This is a genomic window from Microbacterium phyllosphaerae (genome assembly GCF_050628115.1).
In the GTDB taxonomy this organism is placed as follows: Bacteria; Actinomycetota; Actinomycetes; order Actinomycetales; family Microbacteriaceae; genus Microbacterium; species Microbacterium phyllosphaerae_A.
Map to the genome: position 1 here is coordinate 2850222 of NZ_CP192502.1, position 14959 is coordinate 2865180.

Consider the following 14959-nt stretch of genomic DNA (forward strand, 5'->3'; position numbering starts at 1 on the left):
GACGCGCGGCGCGATTCGCGACGGCGCGGTCAGCGTTCGATGAACAGGCCCTTGCCGACCACAGTGATGCCGGATTCCGTCACGGTGAAGCCTCGGGCGAGATCTCGCTCTCGATCGACGCCCACTGTCGCGCCGTCGGCGAGGACCACGTTCTTGTCGAGGATCGCACGATGGACGCGAGAGCCCGCACCGACTCTCACCCCGTCGAAGACCACGGAGTCGGTGATGGTCGAGCCGCCGCCGGCGAGCGTCCAGGGGCCCACGACGCTGCGCTCCAGGTGGGTGCCCGAGAGCACGGATCCGAGCGACACGATCGAGTCGATCGCGTTTCCGATGCGGCCCACCGAATCGCGCACGAACTTGGCGGGCGGTGAGTTCACCGCCTGCGAGTGGATCGGCCACTCCATGTTGTAGAGGTTGAAGATCGGAAGCGTGGAGATCAGATCCATGTGGGCGTCGAAGAAGGAGTCGATCGTGCCCACGTCCCGCCAGTACGAGCGATCGCGGGGAGAGGAACCGGGGACGTCGTTCTGCTTCATGTCGTAGTACCCGGCCTCGCCGCGGTCGACGAAGTACGGCACGATGTCGCCACCCATGTCGTGCCCGGAGGTCGGCGATTCGCCGTCGGCTTCGACGGCGGCGATCAGAGCGTCTGCGTCGAAGATGTAGTTGCCCATCGAGGCGAGCACCTCGTGAGGCGAGTCCTCGAGGCCCGCGATGTCGGTCGGCTTCTCGAGGAACTGCTTGATGCGTCCTGTCTCGGTGTCCGCATCGATCACACCGAACTGCGAGGCCATCGCGAGGGGCTGACGGATGCCGGCAACCGTGGCCTTCGCGCCGGATTCGATATGGGCTTCGAGCATCTGGCGGAAGTCCATGCGGTAGACGTGATCGGCACCGATCACGACCACGATGTCGGGCTTCTCGTCGTTGATCAGGTTGAGGCTCTGAAGGATCGCGTCGGCGGAGCCGGAGAACCAGCGCTTGCCGAGTCGCTGCTGTGCGGGAACTGACGTCACGTACGAGTCGAGCAGAGCCGACATGCGCCACGTCTGCGAGATGTGGCGGTCGAGGCTGTGCGACTTGTACTGCGTGAGGACGACGATCTGGCGAAGGCCGGAGTTTATGAGGTTCGAGATCGCGAAATCGATCAATCGGTACTGTCCGCCGAAGGGCACTGCAGGTTTCGCGCGATCAGCCGTGAGAGGCATGAGACGCTTTCCCTCGCCGCCGGCGAGGATGATGCCGAAGATCTTCTTTGGTGCGGACATGCACCAACCATAGAGGCGAATCGGCCCGGCGAACTAGCATCTGGACAACTGAGTCACTACCGTCTAGACATGCGCGTCGAGATGATCACGAAGGAATACCCGCCGGAGATCTACGGGGGCGCCGGCGTCCACGTCGCCGAGCTCGTCACGGCGCTGCGGCAGAATATCGATGTACAGGTTCGAGCCTTCGGTTCTCCTCGCGACGAGGTGGGCACCTTCGCCTATCGGACCCCTTCTGAACTCGCCTCCGCGAACGCCGCGCTGCAGACGCTCGGCACCGATCTCGAGATCGTCGCGGCGATCTCCGACGCCGACCTCGTGCACAGCCACACCTGGTACGCGAACTTCGCCGGGCACATCGCCTCGCAGCTCCACGGGATTCCTCATGTGCTCACCGCGCACAGCCTCGAGCCGCTGCGCCCGTGGAAGGCCGAGCAGCTCGGCGGGGGATACGCGGTGTCGAGCGGCATCGAGAAGCTCGCCTACGAGAACGCGGCAGCGGTCATCGCGGTCAGTGCGGGGATGCGCGCCGACATTCTCCGCAGCTACCCCTCAGTCGACCCGGCCAAGGTGCGCGTGATCCACAACGGGATCGACGTCGAGCGGTGGCGCCCGGTGCACAACCCCGCCTTCCTGGAATCCGTCGGGATCGACCCAGCGCGCCCGTCCGTCGTCTTCGTCGGGCGCATCACCCGGCAGAAGGGGCTGCCCTATCTGCTGCAGGCCGCTCGTCTGCTCCCGCCCGAGGTGCAGCTCGTCCTGTGCGCCGGAGCCCCGGACACCCCCGAGATCATGGCGGAGGTGCAGGAGGGTGTGAAGCTCCTGCAGCAGACCCGCGACGGTGTCGTCTGGATCGAACGGATGCTGCCGCGCGACGAGCTCTCGGCGATCCTCACCGCCGCGACCACCTTCGTGTGCCCGTCGGTCTACGAGCCGCTCGGCATCGTGAACCTCGAGGCGATGGCCTGCGGGGCCGCGGTCGTCGGCACGGCGACCGGCGGCATCCCCGAGGTCGTCGCCGACGGCGTCACCGGACGGCTCGTGCCGATCGAGCAGCTGCAGGACGGCACGGGTACGCCCGTCGACCCCGAACGCTACATCGCCGATCTGGCCGGAGTGCTGACGGAGGTGACCTCCGACCCGGAGCGTGCGCGGGCGTACGGCGAAGCCGGGCGAGAGCGTGCGCGGGACGAGTTCAGCTGGGGGGCGATCGCCGACACCACGCGCGCGCTGTACGCGGAGCTGACCTCCTGAGCCGATAGGCTGGAGGCATGTCGAGCGCTCTGGAATTCACCGACGTCGTCGTGCGCCGTGAGGGCCGCAACATCATCGATCACGTGACCTGGCAGGTCGACGACGATCAGCGATGGGTGATCCTCGGACCCAACGGCGCCGGCAAGACGACACTGCTTCAGTTGGCCGACACGCTCATGCACCCGACCTCCGGAACCGTGACGGTGCTGGGGGAGACCCTCGGTCGAACCGACGTGTTCGAGGTGCGTCCGCGCATCGGCTTCGCCTCGTCGGCGATGGCGAAGCGCGTACCCCGCGACGAGACGGTGCTGAACACCGTCCTCACCGCCGCGTACTCGGTGCTCGGCCGCTGGAACGAGAACTACGAGGACATCGACGAGCGCCGCGCACTGCGCGTGCTGGGCGACTGGCGTCTCGAGCACCTGGCGGACCGCACGTTCGGCACGCTGAGCGACGGCGAGCAGAAGCGCGTGCAGATCGCCAGGGCCGTCATGACGGACCCCGAGCTGCTCCTCCTCGATGAGCCGACCGCTTCGCTCGACCTGGGGTCGCGCGAAGAGCTGCTGGCTCTGCTGAGCGGCTACGCCTCGTCGCCGACCACCCCCGCGATGCTGATGGTCACCCATCACGTCGAGGAGATCCCCGTGGGCTTCACGCACGTGCTGCTGATGCGCGAGGGGCGCATCGTCGCCGCCGGCCCCGTCGCCGAGACGCTCACGGCCGAAACGCTGACCGAGACGTTCGGCATGCCCATCGTGCTCACCGGCGAAGACGGCCGCTACGCCGCGCGCGCGGCATCCTGATCACGATCTGATAGAATCGATCCTTGGTGCTCTCTGCACCGCAGACTTCCCTCGTCCCTGGCACAATCCAGGGCAGCAACTAAGGAATCCCATGAAGACTGACATTCACCCCGAGTACAAGGCTGTCGTGTTCCGCGACCTGGGCTCGGGAGAGACGTTCCTCACCCGTTCGACCGTGACGGGCGACAAGACCATCGAGCTCGACGGCGTCGAGTACCCCGTCATCGACGTCGAGATCTCGTCGGCTTCGCACCCGTTCTACACGGGCAAGCAGCGCATCATGGACTCGGCCGGCCGTGTCGAGAAGTTCAACCAGCGCTTCAAGGGCTTCGGCGGATCGACCAAGTAACGATCGCCGCACTCGAAGGCCCCGTGTTCCTCGGAACATGGGGCCTTCGTCGTACGGTGGCGAGCGTCAGATGTCGATCACGATGCGTTCGCCGTCGATTCTGCTGTGAGGGTCGCCGGCAGAGGGCGCGGGAGCAGTACGCGTGGTCTGCCGGTCGCGTTCCAGGCCGGCCTCATGCGCCGAGGGCATCCAGACCGCCTCGAACGATCCGCCCATCCCGCCGCCGGCACTCTCGTACTTCTTCTCGAGAGGTGCTTTCGCGTAGGTCGCCACGATCACGACGACGATCGCGATCACGACGACGAGGAGGATCGCGATCGTGAGGAGCATCCCGAGGGTGTCGGCCATGAGTCCAGGCTATTCGGCGCGTGCCGCGTGGGCATCCGCCTGCAGGATGATTCCGGAAGAGGAGCCTCAGCGGATGCGGCGACCGTGCGCGAGGTCGAAGAGGTGGGTCAGCACAGGACCGGAGCGCACACCGTTGTGCTCGTGCTCGCTGGTCACCCAGAGCTTCACGCCGGGCAGCAGCTGAGCGGTCTCGAGCGAGTACTCCATCGGCACGTAGACGTCGTTCACGTACACCGCGGCAGCACCCGTCGCACCGGAGGTGGCGATGGCGACGTCGTCGTAGATCCGCGGCCACTCGAACTCCGCCAGCGCGAGCGTGACGTCACGCCACGGCTGGAATGCCGGCACCGTCTCGGTCCATTCGCGTCGGATGTGCTCGCCCGTGAACAGGGTGACGTCGTCGCGGAAGTCCTGGGGCTCGGTGCGTTCCGCCGACCACTGTGTGGCGTGCCCGCTCGCGTAGCTCGACTCGTGGAAGGCGAAGTAGAGAGGGTTGCGGCCGCCGTACGGCATCGCGTGCATCAGGTCGTGGCGGAAGGCGTTCGACGCGGGATCGCGCTCGAGCAGCGACCACACGGTCTGCCACCCGTCGTTCGTACCGAGCGCGGAACCCACGGAACGCAGCCGTGACGGGGAGACCACTTCACCGTCGGGGAGCACGATATCGCCCGCCCCTGCACGATCGACCAGGCGGCGCATGGCGTCGCGGTGCTCGGGGAACCGACGGTAGTACCGCTCGGAGGCCGAGCGCATCTTGTCGTAGCAGAGCGCGTAGACCTCGTCGGGGTGCCGGTCGACCGTGCTGAGTCCACCGGTGATGAAGACGTCGGCGATCGAGTCCGCGTCGGTGGACAGGTAGGCCAGGGTCGTGAAGCCCCCGAAGGATTGGCCCAGAACGCTCCACGTCTCGGCCGCGAGGTGCTCGCGCATCGCCTCGCAGTCGCGGACGATCGAATCCGCGCGCAGATGGGTGAGGTACTCGGCGACCTCGGCGGAGCCTCGTTCGAGGTCGGCGTCTCCGACCGGCGTCGACAGCCCGGTGCCTCGCTGATCGAGCATCACGACCCGATAGTGCGCGAGTGCCTCATCGAGCCAGGCCGGGGAGGTGGACGAGTGGAACGGGCGCGGAGCCTCGTGACCGGGGCCGCCCTGCAGGAAGACCAGATAGGGGAGTCGCTCGCCGCCCTCGCGTGCGACGACGCGGGCGAAGACATCGATCGTGCGGGTGTCGGCCGGATCTCCCCAGACGAGAGGGACGGTGAGCGTGTGCTCTTCGACGGTGAGGTCGAGCAGGCGGCGGATGGTGGTGGTCATGTCACATCACATTCCCGATATAGGAGTACTTGACGAACACCTCGGAGGCGATGCCCGCCTCCTGGAGCACGCCCTGCACCGCGTTCATCATGTAGTTCGAGTCCCACCCCATGTACAGGTGGTGGGATTCGTCGAGCTGGTCCCACTGGCCCTTCCACGCCATCCCGTCGTAGACGGGTCCGCCGTGGGAGGCGCAGTACGAGACGGCGGCAGCACGCGTGTCTGTCCACGCGCGACGGAAGACCCGATTGAAGAGATACCGGACGTCGAAGACCTCCCACCGCTCGCCGCGGTACTCGACGTACTCGAACTCCCGTTCCCAGCCCGCCGGCCAGCCGCGCCGGCGGACGGCATCGAGGATGGGGGTCAATCCGTCGTCGTCGATCTCGGGCAGGGCCGGACGCGCCCAGATGCGCAGCAGATCGGCGGTGAGGCGGACAGTGCGGTCCGAGATCGCCGCAGTTCCCCAGGTCTCGATGCGCTCGAGCGCCCTCGTCTCGGAGACCGTGCTGCGTGCGTACGCCGAGTCGCGCTTGACCGCGAACGACTCGCCGAACACGCGCTCCGCGAGGTGCTGCTCGAGCAGGGTGAGGTTGCCGAGAGTGGGGGCGAGTGCCCTGTGAGCGTTGCGCTCGTCGTCCGAGTAGTCGATCCAGGGGCGCACGACGTCGCCCGACCAACTGTCGCTCGGCACGGTCGGAACGATGTGCTCGACGTCGAAGTCGAGCACATCGTCGACGCCCTCCAAGCGCCCGAGCACATAGGCGGGATGCGGCAGCTCGCTGTACTTCAGCACCGCACTCACCCGCTCGTCCGACGGAGTTATACGGGCGAAGGCCCGGGCCAGCGCGTCCCGGCCGTCGGAACGGGCCCGGCAGAGACGCGCGACGAGTCGCTCGTTGGGAAGGTTCACGAGCGTGCGACGCAGATACATGGTCTGGATCCACTCGAGCGTCTCGATGAGCTCGTCGCGTCCGATGAGCCCGCGCGAATGGTCGCTGTACACGCTCAGCACGAGGGGGTAGGACGCGCGGCCGAAGGTGTTCACGAACCGCAGCTGCCGCGCGATCTCGAAGTCCTTCTCGAGAGAGGGATCGAGCAGGATGCCGTAGATCTCGGCGTAGTGCCGCCAGACCTCGGCATCCGCCTGCAGATGATCGAGATCGACGCGCGGGAACGAGTGCCGGAATGCGCTGTACACGCCGTGCTCGCCGTTCGCGGCGACCTCGCGGCCCGTCGTCATGACGAGGTAGTGCCGCCAGAAGGCGCCGATGGTCTCTCCGGTGTGGCGTTCTATCGGCAGCCAGAACCGCGTCTCGACATCGAGCTGCTCGGCGTGGGTGAGGCCCATCAGGATGTAGTTGTGGATCAGTTCGTGATCACGCAGCGGTTCGCCGGTGGAGTTCAGGCTCTCGAAGATCTGCTGCGCGTTCGCCTCTGCGCCCAGGGTGATCGACACATGCTCGAGCCTCTGCAGCCCCCGCCAGATCAGCGGAGCCTCGTCGGCGTGCACCTGGCTGCGGAAGAAGGCGTAGTTGTCGTCGAAGCGCGACTCGCGGTCGGCGTTGTCGCCTCGCTCGAGCACCACCGACTCGTACAGCTCCGCCCAGGCGTCGTGGGGGCGCAGCTTGGTGCGGGTGGAATCGTCGGGGCGCACGAGAACGCGATCGAGTTCTGCGGCGAGCTCGGGGGAGGAGTCCTGCACCGCGTGCCGCAGCGCCGCGACGAGCAGCATGAGCGTCGTGATGCGCTGCTGGCCGTCGATCAGCACGAGGTCGGTGTCGGCGTCGGAGTCGTCCGCGGCCGACAGGATCGAACCGATGAAGTGTCGATGGGACTCGTCTTCGCGGGCGACGGCTCGGACATCCGAGAGCAGCTGCTCGCATCCGCCGATGTCCCACCGGTACTGACGCTGATACACCGGTACGACGATGGTCGTGGAGTCCTCTGCGAGCCACTCGATCGTGTTGACAGCTGTCGCCTCGACGTTGGTCGCAGTGCTCATGCTGGTGTCTCGTCCTCCCGTAACGCCCGGCGCCGAGGAGTCGCCAGGCGCCCGGTTCAGTCTATTCGCTTATTCACGGCGGCCCCCGGCGGCGCTCCAGAGGCGCCCTGTTAGGCTTGCCTTATCAGGGCCTGTTAAAACGTGCTGGCCCCCGATGAAAGGACATGACCTAGATCATGGGATACATCAAATCGAAGGCGCTCGAAGACAAGGGCTTCGTCGTTCTCGACAGCTACGACCAGGAGCTCGACCCCAAGGAGTGGCTCGACATCGAGTACAACGACTGGAAGTCGTCGGGGGACACCCGCTTCGCGCCTCTCGCCAGCGCCAAGGGCGAGATCGAGTGCAACGGCTTCTGGAACCACAAGCCGCCGCGCACCGACAAGGACGGCGTCTGGATCGACGAGCAGACCTCCAAGGCCCCGAACCTGACGCGTCGCGCGCAGGAGCCGGGTGCCAACGTCGGTCGCTGCCGCGTGATCGAGCTGCAGCCGACCCCTTACGGCGAGTGCCTCTACAACCTCCACCAGGACGACAACAACCGTCTGAACCCCGACGGCACCGGCTGGGTCGTCCGCGGCTTCTTCAACCTCAGCGACGACAAGGACAGCTTCTTCGTCCTCCGCGAGAACCGCACCGACCCGAGCATCGAGTACCGCATCGCTCTGCCGGCCGGAGCGCAGCTGATCGTCGACACGCAGCGTCTGTGGCACGCGGCGACCCACGTCGGCACCGAGCCCCGGTACTGCCTCATCACGTCGTGGACGTCGGGCCCCGAGCTCGACGCCTACATCGAGAAGTACAACGGCACCCAGGACGTCCCGAACGTCGAGGTCCCGCAGGACGTGCTCGAGGCCGGATACGCCGAGCAGGCTCGTCGTGACGCCGCCCGTGCCGCGTACTACGCGGCCAAGGGCCAGCAGGTCAAGCAGGCGATGAGCGAGGCCTGAGCCTCATCCGATCGAGGACCGGCGACGGTCCGAAGGCCCCGGTCTCACGACCGGGGCCTTCTCCGTGGAATCACATGCTTGTGATTTCGCCTGGTCTGGGCGAGAATAGCCCCATAACCGCATATTCACGCCAGTTCTCGTTGTTTCAGGTCGTTGGGGAAGACGCACCTGATGAAACGGAGAGATCATGGCGACGGCTTACGCACGCGGAGTGGTTTTCGTCCACTCTGCACCTCGCGCGCTCTGCCCGCACCTGGAATGGGCGGTAGGACGCGCCATCGGTCGCGCGGTGAACTTCGACTGGAGCGACCAGCCGGTGCTCGACGGTGCACGCCGTGCCGAGTTCTACTGGGACGGTCCGGTCGGCACCGGCGCGGCACTCGCCACTGCGATCCGCGGCTGGGAGCACCTCCGCTTCGAGGTGACCGAGGATCCCACCCCCGGCAGCGACGGCGGACGCTGGCTGCACACTCCGGATCTCGGGATCCACTATGCGCAGACCGACATGGCGGGCAACATCGTCATCGGTGAGGACCGCATCCGCTACGCGATGGAGATCGCCGCGGGAAGTGCCACTGAGCTGCAACGGGAACTCGACATCGCCCTCGGCTCGGCCTGGGACGAGGAGCTCGAACCGTTCCGTCACGCCAGCGACGACGCCAGGGTCGTCTGGCTGCACAAGGTGGGCTAGCCCCGATACCGCACAGACCTGGAGCGGGAAGGCGCGAGTATCGGATGCCGGTGAGTGATCCCGGACGCTGAGAAGGCGAATTCCTGTTCCACATGACGAGGACCCCGCCCCTGGATCAGGGACGGGGTCCTCGTCTGCACTCAGATGACGGCCGTGCTCGCCATCTCCCGGCGCGCGGATGGTCCACCGGCCATGACGTCGTTCCAGGCGAGCTGCAGCCGCCGCATCGCATCGGCCGTCCGCTCGGGGGGAAGCGTGATCGGAATGCGCAGTCGTCTCTCCAGGACTCCTCCGGTCGAGAATCGGGGGCCAGGCGGCAGGATGAGCCGGTGGTCGCGCGCGGCGAGGGAGAGCGCCGTCGAGATCGGCGCTCCGAGATCGAGCCAGGTGGAGAGCCCGCCGTGCGTCGGAGGCGCCGACAGACCGCCGACGGATGCGAGGCCGTGCATGACTGCTTCTCGCCCCGCCCGCAGCCTCGTCGCGACGTGAGCGGTGAGCGCCGGCATGTCCTGGAGCAGCTCGACCGCGATGCACTGCTCGAGGAGCGCGGTGCCCAGCTCGAAGGAGGGCCGGGTCGCGAGCAGCCGTGTGATGAGTGAGCGCTCGGCGCGGATCCAGCCGATGCGGAGTCCGCCCCAGGCGATCTTGGACATCGATCCGATCGTGATGATCTGCGGACCGTACGCGGCCATCGGCAGGGGTGACCACCCTCGATCGATGTCGAGCTCGGCGGTGGTCTCGTCTACGACGACGTGCGTCCCCGAGTTCCGGGCGGTCGTCGCGATGCGGGATCGTGCGGCGTCGCTCAGAGTCGCCCCGGTGGGGTTGTGGAAGTCGGGGATGAGGTACGCGACGTGCGGGCGGCTGCGCAGGAGGGTGTCGCTGAGGTGGCGCTCGTCCCAGCCCGTGACGTCCACAGGTGTGGGGAGCAGCCGGTACCCGTGCCGGTGGAGGGCTTCGAGAGCGTGGGGAAACGTCGGCTGCTCCACCAGGGCTCGTTCTCCCCGTCGGCCGATCGTGGCGAGGACGAGGTGGAACGCATTGAGCGCGCCTGACGTGATGATGATCTCGTCGGCATCCGTCTCCACCCCGCGTTCGGTGAAGCGCCGCGCGACCGCCTCGCGCAGTTCGGGGAGCCCCCGCAGCGAATAGCCGCTCGTGCCTCGGAGCGCGGCGAGCCGGGGGAGTGACCTCACCGTGGCGTCGTACAGGCCCGGCGTCGAGTCCATCGAGGCGATGGAGAGGTCGATGGCGTCGTCGTCGTCCGTGCTCGGGGAGGCGGGTGTCGAGTGCGGCAGGGCGACCCGCGTGCTGCCGCCGTGCAGCCGGGACACATAGCCGTCCTCTTCGAGGAGGCCGTAGACCCGGGTCGTGGTCGACCTTGAGCGGCGTAGTTCCAGCGCGAGAGCCCGCTCGCTGGGCAATCGCTCGCCGACGGTGAGTCGACCGTCGAGGATCAGAGCGCGGATCTGCCCGGCGAGCGACGTGGCCGTGGCCCCGGCGACGTTCCGCGCGCCCAGCTGCTCGACCAAACGTGATGTCATCACTCCAGCATGCCGCAAAGTGGACTGGTTGGAGCAGGCCACTTTTCACCGACTGGCCTCGGCGTCGCGCAGAGCGACGGGGCCACCATGGAACAATGCGCTTCCGTTCCGCCTTCCTCCCTATCGCCGCCACCAGCCGGCGCGACATCGTCGAGCGGGTCGTCCAGCTGCTCGTGGGCCTCTTTCTCTACGGCGTCGCCCTCGGGCTGATGGTGCGCGGCGGCATCGGCGTCGCACCGTGGGACGTGCTCGCGCTCGGGATCTCCGGGCAGTCCGGTATCGGGTACGGCGTCGTCACCGTGCTCGTGTCGGTGCTCGTGCTGGCGCTGTGGATCCCGCTCCGCCAGCGCGTCGGCCTCGGCACGCTGCTGAATGCACTGCTCGTGGGGCCGAGCGCCGACCTGGCCCTCTTCGTGATCCCCGCACCCTCGTCGATCTGGATCGGCGCGCCGATGTTCGTGGCAGGGCTGCTCCTGCTCGCGTTCGCGACGGGCCTCTACATCGCCGCGGACTTCGGGCCAGGGCCGCGGGACGGGCTCATGACCGGACTCGTGGCGCGCACGGGCCGCCCGGTCTGGCTGGTGCGCACCCTCATCGAGGGCAGCGTGCTGCTGATCGGCTTCCTTCTCGGCGGCCCGGTCGGCGTGGGAACGGTTCTCTTCGCCTTCGGGGTCGGTCCGCTCGTCGGCTGGTTCCTGCCCTGGACCACACGTCTGCGCGCGGCTCGATCACGGCAGCTCGCGCGCACATAGCTGCGACAGGGCGAAGACGAGAAAGGCCCCCGGGATCACCCGGGGGCCTTTCTCTCGTGTCTGCGAGTCAGTCGACGCTCGCGAAGACCGCGACGGCATTGTGCCCGCCGAAGCCGAACGAGTTGCTGATCGCGTAGAGCTTGCCGTCGCCGAGGGGCTGCGCCTCGCCCGAGAGCTTGAACGGCACGGCCGGGTCGGGTTCGGTCATGTTGATCGTCGGCGGAGCGACGCGGTCACGGAGCGCGAGGAGCGAGAAGATCGCCTCGAGAGCTCCCGTGCCACCGAGCAGGTGACCCGTCGACGCCTTCGTGGCCGACACCGGGATCTCATCGATCCGGTCGCCGAAGACCTTCTTGAGTGCGACGTACTCGTTGGGGTCGCCGACCGGCGTCGATGTCGCGTGAGCGTTGATGTGAGCGACCTGGTCGGCGGTGATGCCGGCCTCCTCGAGGGCCTGGGTGACCGCGCGTGCCGCCCCGTTGCCCTCGGGGTCGTTGCCCGTGATGTGGTACGCGTCGGCGGTCACTCCACCGCCGAGGACGTAGCCGTAGATCTTGGCGCCGCGAGCCTCGGCATGCTCCTCGGTCTCGAGGATCAGCACCGCGGCGCCCTCGCCCATGACGAAGCCGTCACGGTCGATCGCGCCGGGGCGGGATGCGGTGGCAGGGTCGTCGTTGCGGCGCGACAGCGCCTGCGCGGAGGCGAAGGAAGCCATGGTGATCGGGTGGATCGCCGATTCCGTGCCACCCGCGATCACGACGTCCGCGAGACCGTCCTGCAGGTGGTGGAACGCGTGGATGATCGACTCGGTGCTGGAGGCGCACGCGCTCACGACGGTCTGGGCGTAGGCACGAGCCTGGAACTGCAGCGACAGGTTGCCTGCTGCGGCGTTCGGCATCAGCATGGGCACGGTCAGCGGCATCACTCGGCGGGGGCCCTTCTCGCGCAGGGTGTCCCATGCGTCGAGGAGGGTCCAGAGACCGCCGATTCCGGTGGCGAAGTCGACGCCGAGGCGCTCGGGAGCGACCTCGGGGGATCCTGCGTCCGCCCAGGCCTCACGCGCGGCGATGAGGGCGAACTGGGAGGAGGGGTCGAGCCGCTTCGCCTCGTGGCGGGGCAGGACCTCTTCGGGGCGGACGATCGCCTCAGCGGCGAAGGTGACGGGCAGTTCATACTGCTGAACCCAGTCGTGTTCGAGGGTGCGGGTTCCGGACTGTCCTGCGAGCAGGTTGGTCCAGTTGTCGGGAGCTGTCCCGCCGATGGCGGACGTGGCGCCGATGCCGGTGACGACGATGCGCTTGGTCATGTGTGGTTCCTTGTCAGGCGGGTCGAGCAGAAGGCGGGCAAGGCGGAGGATGCCACGCCCCGCATGCGCGGGGGTGGCATCCTGCGTGGATTACTCCTGGCCGGCGACGATGAAGTTGACGGCGTCTCCGACGGTCTTGAGGTTCTTGACCTCGTCGTCGGGGATGGTGACGCCGAACTTCTCCTCGGCGTTGACGACGATCGTCATCATCGAGATCGAGTCGATGTCGAGGTCGTCGGTGAACGACTTCTCGAGGGCGACCTCGGAAGCGTTGATGCCGGTCTCGTCGGTGATCAGCTCTGCGAGGCCAGCGAGGACCTCATCGTTGGTGAAAGCCATGTGGTCTTCCTCTTTCTTACGGGTTGTGTATCGGAACCGTGGAACAGTCTAGGGAAGGTCGGCGCGTTCTCAGGGGAGGACGACGACCTGAGCGGCGAACACGAGGCCCGCGCCGAAGCCGATCTGCAGCGCGAGGCCACCCGAGAGCTCGGGGTGCTCGGCCATGAGGCGGTGGCTGGCGAGCGGAATCGACGCAGCCGAGGTGTTGCCGGTGGTCTCGATGTCGCGTGCGATGACCGTGGACTCCGGCAGCTTGAGCTGTTTGGCGAACTCGTCGATGATGCGCATGTTCGCCTGGTGCGGGATGAACGCCGCGATATCGGTCGGCTCGACGCCGGCCTTGTCGAGCGCCTCGCGAGCGACCTTGGCCATCTCCCATACCGCCCAGCGGAAGACCGTCTGACCCTCCTGGCGCAGCGTCGGCCACGGCACCTCGCCGTCGCGGAACTCGGTGAGAGTGCCGTTCATGCCGACGGCGTCAGCCTTCGATCCGTCAGAGCCCCAGACCGCAGGGGCGATCCCCGGCGTGTCGCTCGGACCGATGAGCGCGGCACCCGCGCCATCTCCGAGCAGGAACGAGATGCTGCGGTCGGCGGGGTCGACGATGTCCGAGAGCTTCTCGGTGCCGATCACGAGGGCGTAGCGCGCGGCGCCCGACCTGATCAGCGCATCGGCCTGGGTGACCGCATAGGCGTATCCGGCACAGGCGGCGTTGACGTCGTAGGCGGCCGCCGGGTTCGCGCCCACGCGGTCGGCGACGATCGCGGAGACCGAGGGCGACTGCTTGGGGTTGCTGATGGTGGCGACGATGACGAGATCGACCTGGTCGGCCGAGATGCCGGACTTCTCGATCGCCTCAGTGGCCGCGGTGGTCGCGAGATCGATCGCATCCGTGCCCTTGTCGGCCCGGACACGGGTCACGATGCCGGTGCGCTGGCGGATCCACTCGTCGCTCGAGTCGATCGGGCCGATGAGGTCGTCGTTCGGGACCGCGTTCTCACCACGGGCTGCGCCGTAGGAGTAGATCCGGGTGTACGCGGGACCGGTGACCTGGTTCAGGGTGGGGCTCATGCGGCTTCTCCGTTCAGCAGCGCGACGGCCGCATCGAGGTCATCGGGGGTCTTGACGGCGACTGTCGGCACGCCGCGCAGGCCGCGCTTGGCGAGCCCGGTCAGCGCACCCGCAGGAGCGAGCTCGATCAGGCCGGTGATGCCGTGATCGGCGAAGGAGGCCATGCACAGGTCCCAGCGCACGGGCGAGGAGACCTGGTCGACGAGGTAGCTCAGCGCCTGCGCACCCTCGGTGACGACCGAGCCGTCGCGGTTCGTCCACAGGGCGATGTCGGGGTCGGAGGGGGTCACTGTCGACACGGCGTCTCGCAGGGCTGCGACCGCCGGCCCCATGAACGACGTGTGGAACGCGCCGGCCACCTGAAGGGGGATGACGCGGGTGCCCTTGACTGGCTCGGTGGCGAGGGCGTCGAGCCCTGCGAGCTCACCGGCAACCACGAGCTGGCCGCCGCCGTTGTAGTTCGCAGGGGAGAGACCGAGCTCGCTCAGGCGCGTGAGGATCGTCTCCTCGTCGCCGCCGAGGACGGCGCTCATACCGGTCGGGGTCTGCGCTGCGGCATCCGCCATGGCTCGTCCGCGGATGCCGACGAGCCGCATCCCCGTCTCGGCGTCGATCACGCCGCTGCCCACGAGCGCGGCGATCTCGCCGACCGAGTGGCCCGCGATACCGTCTGCACGCCGGCCCGCACGGGCCGTCAGGGCGTTCGCGGCGATGAGCGAGGCGGCGACGATCAGCGGCTGGGCGACGCGCGTGTCGCGAATCGTGTCAGCATCCGATACTGTCCCGTGCTGCTGGAGGTCGACCTCCGCGGCCTCGGAGTAGGCGGCGAGGGCCTCCGTCACGCCGTCCAGCTCGAGCCAGGGGGAGAGGAAACCGGGGGTCTGCGAGCCCTGTCCTGGGCATACGACGACAATCACCACCCCAGTCTGCCAACGATCTGCGCGAAGTGGTGGATGATCCAT

15 protein-coding genes are annotated in these 14959 nt (G+C 67.6%); 6 read left to right on the top strand and 9 right to left on the bottom strand.

Annotated features, from left to right (window positions below; translation table 11 throughout):
• Window positions 1–29: 29 nt before the first annotated feature.
• Window positions 30–1271 carry a glucose-1-phosphate adenylyltransferase gene (gene glgC, locus ACQ4LY_RS13585; protein WP_056307331.1) on the bottom strand — a complete coding sequence of 414 codons (1242 nt, stop codon included), beginning with the start codon at window positions 1269–1271 and terminating at the stop codon, window positions 30–32.
• A gap of 69 nt (window positions 1272–1340) precedes the next feature.
• Here glgC and glgA point away from each other — a divergent pair, with 69 nt between their 5' ends.
• The 3 genes from glgA (at window position 1341) to ACQ4LY_RS13600 (ending at window position 3677) form a co-directional block, all read left to right on the top strand.
• Window positions 1341–2525, top strand: coding sequence for a glycogen synthase (gene glgA, locus ACQ4LY_RS13590; protein WP_431072281.1), 1185 nt, complete (start codon window positions 1341–1343; stop codon window positions 2523–2525).
• A gap of 17 nt (window positions 2526–2542) precedes the next feature.
• On the top strand, window positions 2543–3328 hold the full coding sequence (locus ACQ4LY_RS13595) for an ABC transporter ATP-binding protein (RefSeq protein WP_431072283.1): 786 nt from the start codon (window positions 2543–2545) through the stop codon (window positions 3326–3328).
• A gap of 91 nt (window positions 3329–3419) precedes the next feature.
• Window positions 3420–3677, top strand: a complete 258-nt coding sequence (locus ACQ4LY_RS13600) for a type B 50S ribosomal protein L31 (RefSeq protein WP_056307337.1) — start codon at window positions 3420–3422, stop codon at window positions 3675–3677.
• Between the two features lie 66 nt (window positions 3678–3743).
• Here the strand turns inward: ACQ4LY_RS13600 and ACQ4LY_RS13605 are convergent, their stop codons facing one another.
• The 3 genes from ACQ4LY_RS13605 to ACQ4LY_RS13615 form a co-directional block, all read right to left on the bottom strand.
• Complete coding sequence (locus ACQ4LY_RS13605) at window positions 3744–4025, bottom strand: hypothetical protein (protein WP_431072285.1); 282 nt, start codon at window positions 4023–4025, stop codon at window positions 3744–3746.
• A gap of 66 nt (window positions 4026–4091) precedes the next feature.
• The gene (locus ACQ4LY_RS13610; protein WP_431072287.1) at window positions 4092–5339 is read right to left on the bottom strand and encodes an alpha/beta fold hydrolase; all 1248 of its coding nucleotides are present in this window, start codon (window positions 5337–5339) and stop codon (window positions 4092–4094) included.
• A 1-nt stretch (window position 5340) separates the two neighbouring features.
• Window positions 5341–7344 carry a DUF262 domain-containing protein gene (locus ACQ4LY_RS13615; RefSeq protein WP_431072289.1) on the bottom strand — a complete coding sequence of 668 codons (2004 nt, stop codon included), beginning with the start codon at window positions 7342–7344 and terminating at the stop codon, window positions 5341–5343.
• A 176-nt stretch (window positions 7345–7520) separates the two neighbouring features.
• Between ACQ4LY_RS13615 and ACQ4LY_RS13620 the strand changes: the two genes are divergently transcribed.
• Together ACQ4LY_RS13620 and ACQ4LY_RS13625 are read left to right on the top strand one after the other, a co-directional pair.
• Window positions 7521–8294, top strand: coding sequence for a hypothetical protein (locus ACQ4LY_RS13620; protein WP_056516963.1), 774 nt, complete (start codon window positions 7521–7523; stop codon window positions 8292–8294).
• A 187-nt stretch (window positions 8295–8481) separates the two neighbouring features.
• Window positions 8482–8985 carry a DUF3145 domain-containing protein gene (locus tag ACQ4LY_RS13625; RefSeq protein WP_431072291.1) on the top strand — a complete coding sequence of 168 codons (504 nt, stop codon included), beginning with the start codon at window positions 8482–8484 and terminating at the stop codon, window positions 8983–8985.
• 140 nt (window positions 8986–9125) lie between these two features.
• Here the strand turns inward: ACQ4LY_RS13625 and ACQ4LY_RS13630 are convergent, their stop codons facing one another.
• Window positions 9126–10529, bottom strand: coding sequence for a PLP-dependent aminotransferase family protein (locus ACQ4LY_RS13630; protein ID WP_431072293.1), 1404 nt, complete (start codon window positions 10527–10529; stop codon window positions 9126–9128).
• Window positions 10530–10624: 95 nt separating this feature from the next.
• Between ACQ4LY_RS13630 and ACQ4LY_RS13635 the strand changes: the two genes are divergently transcribed.
• Window positions 10625–11281 carry a YczE/YyaS/YitT family protein gene (locus ACQ4LY_RS13635; protein ID WP_431072295.1) on the top strand — a complete coding sequence of 219 codons (657 nt, stop codon included), beginning with the start codon at window positions 10625–10627 and terminating at the stop codon, window positions 11279–11281.
• Window positions 11282–11348: 67 nt separating this feature from the next.
• Here ACQ4LY_RS13635 and ACQ4LY_RS13640 read toward each other — a convergent pair whose 3' ends face one another.
• The 4 genes from ACQ4LY_RS13640 to ACQ4LY_RS13655 form a co-directional block, all read right to left on the bottom strand.
• Complete coding sequence (locus ACQ4LY_RS13640; protein WP_431072296.1) at window positions 11349–12587, bottom strand: beta-ketoacyl-[acyl-carrier-protein] synthase family protein; 1239 nt, start codon at window positions 12585–12587, stop codon at window positions 11349–11351.
• A gap of 90 nt (window positions 12588–12677) precedes the next feature.
• Window positions 12678–12926: an acyl carrier protein gene (locus ACQ4LY_RS13645; RefSeq protein WP_017202249.1), complete on the bottom strand. Its 249-nt coding sequence runs from the start codon at window positions 12924–12926 to the stop codon at window positions 12678–12680.
• A gap of 69 nt (window positions 12927–12995) precedes the next feature.
• Window positions 12996–13997: a beta-ketoacyl-ACP synthase III gene (locus ACQ4LY_RS13650; protein WP_431072299.1), complete on the bottom strand. Its 1002-nt coding sequence runs from the start codon at window positions 13995–13997 to the stop codon at window positions 12996–12998.
• A complete protein-coding gene (locus tag ACQ4LY_RS13655; RefSeq protein WP_431072301.1) occupies window positions 13994–14914 on the bottom strand; it encodes an ACP S-malonyltransferase in 921 nt (306 codons plus the stop codon). The genes ACQ4LY_RS13650 and ACQ4LY_RS13655 overlap by 4 nt, the downstream gene beginning before the upstream one ends.
• Window positions 14915–14959: the final 45 nt, after the last annotated feature.

Excerpts from the sequence above, each read along its gene's own strand:
- glgC (WP_056307331.1), bottom strand. The coding sequence starts at position 1,271 with ATGTCCGCACCAAAGAAGATCTTCGGCATCATCCTCGCCGGCGGCGAG.
- ACQ4LY_RS13640 (WP_431072296.1), bottom strand. The coding sequence starts at position 12,587 with ATGACCAAGCGCATCGTCGTCACCGGCATCGGCGCCACGTCCGCCATC.
- ACQ4LY_RS13610 (WP_431072287.1), bottom strand. The coding sequence starts at position 5,339 with ATGACCACCACCATCCGCCGCCTGCTCGACCTCACCGTCGAAGAGCAC.
- ACQ4LY_RS13630 (WP_431072293.1), bottom strand. The coding sequence starts at position 10,529 with ATGACATCACGTTTGGTCGAGCAGCTGGGCGCGCGGAACGTCGCCGGG.
- ACQ4LY_RS13605 (WP_431072285.1), bottom strand. The coding sequence starts at position 4,025 with ATGGCCGACACCCTCGGGATGCTCCTCACGATCGCGATCCTCCTCGTC.
- ACQ4LY_RS13595 (WP_431072283.1), top strand. The coding sequence starts at position 2,543 with ATGTCGAGCGCTCTGGAATTCACCGACGTCGTCGTGCGCCGTGAGGGC.
- ACQ4LY_RS13620 (WP_056516963.1), top strand. The coding sequence starts at position 7,521 with ATGGGATACATCAAATCGAAGGCGCTCGAAGACAAGGGCTTCGTCGTT.
- ACQ4LY_RS13650 (WP_431072299.1), bottom strand. The coding sequence starts at position 13,997 with ATGAGCCCCACCCTGAACCAGGTCACCGGTCCCGCGTACACCCGGATC.
- ACQ4LY_RS13600 (WP_056307337.1), top strand. The coding sequence starts at position 3,420 with ATGAAGACTGACATTCACCCCGAGTACAAGGCTGTCGTGTTCCGCGAC.
- ACQ4LY_RS13615 (WP_431072289.1), bottom strand. The coding sequence starts at position 7,344 with ATGAGCACTGCGACCAACGTCGAGGCGACAGCTGTCAACACGATCGAG.
- ACQ4LY_RS13635 (WP_431072295.1), top strand. The coding sequence starts at position 10,625 with ATGCGCTTCCGTTCCGCCTTCCTCCCTATCGCCGCCACCAGCCGGCGC.
- ACQ4LY_RS13625 (WP_431072291.1), top strand. The coding sequence starts at position 8,482 with ATGGCGACGGCTTACGCACGCGGAGTGGTTTTCGTCCACTCTGCACCT.
- glgA (WP_431072281.1), top strand. The coding sequence starts at position 1,341 with ATGCGCGTCGAGATGATCACGAAGGAATACCCGCCGGAGATCTACGGG.
- ACQ4LY_RS13645 (WP_017202249.1), bottom strand. The coding sequence starts at position 12,926 with ATGGCTTTCACCAACGATGAGGTCCTCGCTGGCCTCGCAGAGCTGATC.